The sequence below is a fragment of the Flavobacterium muglaense genome (assembly GCF_014305155.1).
Classification (GTDB): Bacteria; Bacteroidota; Bacteroidia; order Flavobacteriales; family Flavobacteriaceae; genus Flavobacterium; species Flavobacterium muglaense.
Map to the genome: position 1 here is coordinate 1 of NZ_JACRUK010000109.1, position 1,879 is coordinate 1,879.

Here is a 1,879-nt window from a genome sequence, read left to right on the forward strand (position 1 = left end):
TTTTCTTCCTTTTATATTATATTATGTGTTATATTTGAAAGAAATAAACGGAAGTTTTTTCACAGACTGACGTTAGCTGCAACCGTGCGATAAAACAGAGAAATAGTGCTATAAATAAAATATAAAAACCAATGGAAGATTTAAAATTAAAATTACAACAACTACATGAACGAGTTGATTCTTTAAAAGACCAAATAAACACAGAAGAAGCGACTAAAAATGCTTTTGTAATGCCTTTTATTCAAATATTAGGTTATGATATTTTTAATCCAACAGAAGTAATTCCTGAATATATTTGTGATATTGGCACTAAAAAAGGAGAGAAAATAGATTACGTAATTAAAAAAGATGGCGAACCTATTTTAATTATTGAATGTAAAAAATGGAATGAAAATGTTGATGCTCATAATTCTCAACTACATAGATATTATCACGTTTCAAAATCTCGTTTTGGTGTTTTAACAAATGGTCATATTTATAACTTTTATGCCGATTTAGAGAAACCTAATATTATGGATGAAAAACCATTTTTTACTTTAGATATATCAGACTTGAAAGAAACAAGTTTAAAAATTTTACAAAATTTTTCTAAAAATGGTTATAATCTTGAAGAAATTTTAGATTCAGCAGAAGGATTAAAATATATAAAAGCAATTAGAAAAGAATTTGAAAAAGAAATACAAGAACCTTCAGATGAAATCGTTCGCCTTTTAGTAAATCGATTTTTCAATAAACCTTTGACTGCTCCAAGATTGGTTGCCTTTAAGGAATATACTAAAAAAGCATTTTCTACTTCAATAAATGAAACTATAAATTTTAGATTAAAAAATGCTTTAAATATATCTGAAACGGTTCCTTCAAAAGCAACTGAACAAACAACTGCAATTGACGAAAATGTAGAAACTCCGAAATTTATCACAACAGAAGAAGAAATTGAAGGCTCACAAATTGTAAAAGCAATTTTAAGAGAAGTGTTACCTTCATCAAGAATTGCATTTAGAGATACGCAATCTTATTTTGGTATTTTATTAGATGATAATAATAGAAAACCAATTTGTCGATTACATTTTAATTCTGCAAATAAATACGTTGAACTTTTCCATAACGGAAAAGATAACGGTGAGAAAAAACTAATTTCATCTTTAGAAGAAATTTATGACTTTAAAACTGAATTATTATCAACAATAAAAACCTACGAATAAAAGAATATAAAACGGCTACAGCTAACAGCCATTTTGAGCTAGCTGGAATTTAGTGGAATTACCGTTTCGCATCAAATTTTCGTTAAGCAGAAAGTTTAGCGGTTACGAACTTCCAGCCATCTCAAACTGGCAAAACGTTACCATATATTTTAAAAAATGACAAGAGAAGAATTGAATATTAGAATATCAGAATTACAAGAAATACAAGATAAAAAGCTTGAAAAATTTTATGCGTGGATAAAAAATTTAATCACTTTGTCTGTTGGACTTTTTGGTATTTTAATATCTTTCAAATCTGATTTACCAATGTCTATGGTTAAGTCTATATTGTTTGCAATTTCTATCTCATCACTCGGATTCGGAATCCTTTTCGGTTTAATAGTTCAATTTTCCGAAGTGAGTGTTTTAGATCAGTTAAAGAGCAGTCGCGTGAAACGTACAATAAAAGAGTTGGACGGAATAGCAACCGAATCAGATTTCGACGTAGTAACCGAATCAATATTTTATAGAATTTCAAAAGTTTTATGTGTATTATTTTATATAGTTTCATTATTTTCTCTAATTGGTTATTCTATTTACGATTTATTAAAAAACATATGGTAATCGAGTAGACGGCTCCGCTAGGAACTAACGGAGTGCGCCTCTCACACCACCGAGCGTACGGGTCACGTACTCGG

At 29.0% G+C, this 1,879-nt stretch carries 2 protein-coding genes; both read left to right on the plus strand.

Features of this window, described 5'->3' with window-relative positions; genetic code table 11:
* Positions 1–131: 131 nt before the first annotated feature.
* On the plus strand, positions 132–1,202 hold the full coding sequence (locus H8R24_RS17950; RefSeq protein ID WP_187021823.1) for a type I restriction endonuclease: 1,071 nt from the start codon (positions 132–134) through the stop codon (positions 1,200–1,202).
* Between the two features lie 156 nt (positions 1,203–1,358).
* The gene (locus H8R24_RS17955) at positions 1,359–1,805 is read left to right on the plus strand and encodes a hypothetical protein (RefSeq protein WP_187021824.1); all 447 of its coding nucleotides are present in this window, start codon (positions 1,359–1,361) and stop codon (positions 1,803–1,805) included.
* Positions 1,806–1,879 lie beyond the last annotated feature (74 nt).

What these genes read in the sequence shown, in the direction of transcription:
- H8R24_RS17950 (WP_187021823.1), top strand. Translation starts at nt 132, where the DNA reads ATGGAAGATTTAAAATTAAAATTACAACAACTACATGAACGAGTTGAT.
- H8R24_RS17955 (WP_187021824.1), top strand. Translation starts at nt 1,359, where the DNA reads ATGACAAGAGAAGAATTGAATATTAGAATATCAGAATTACAAGAAATA.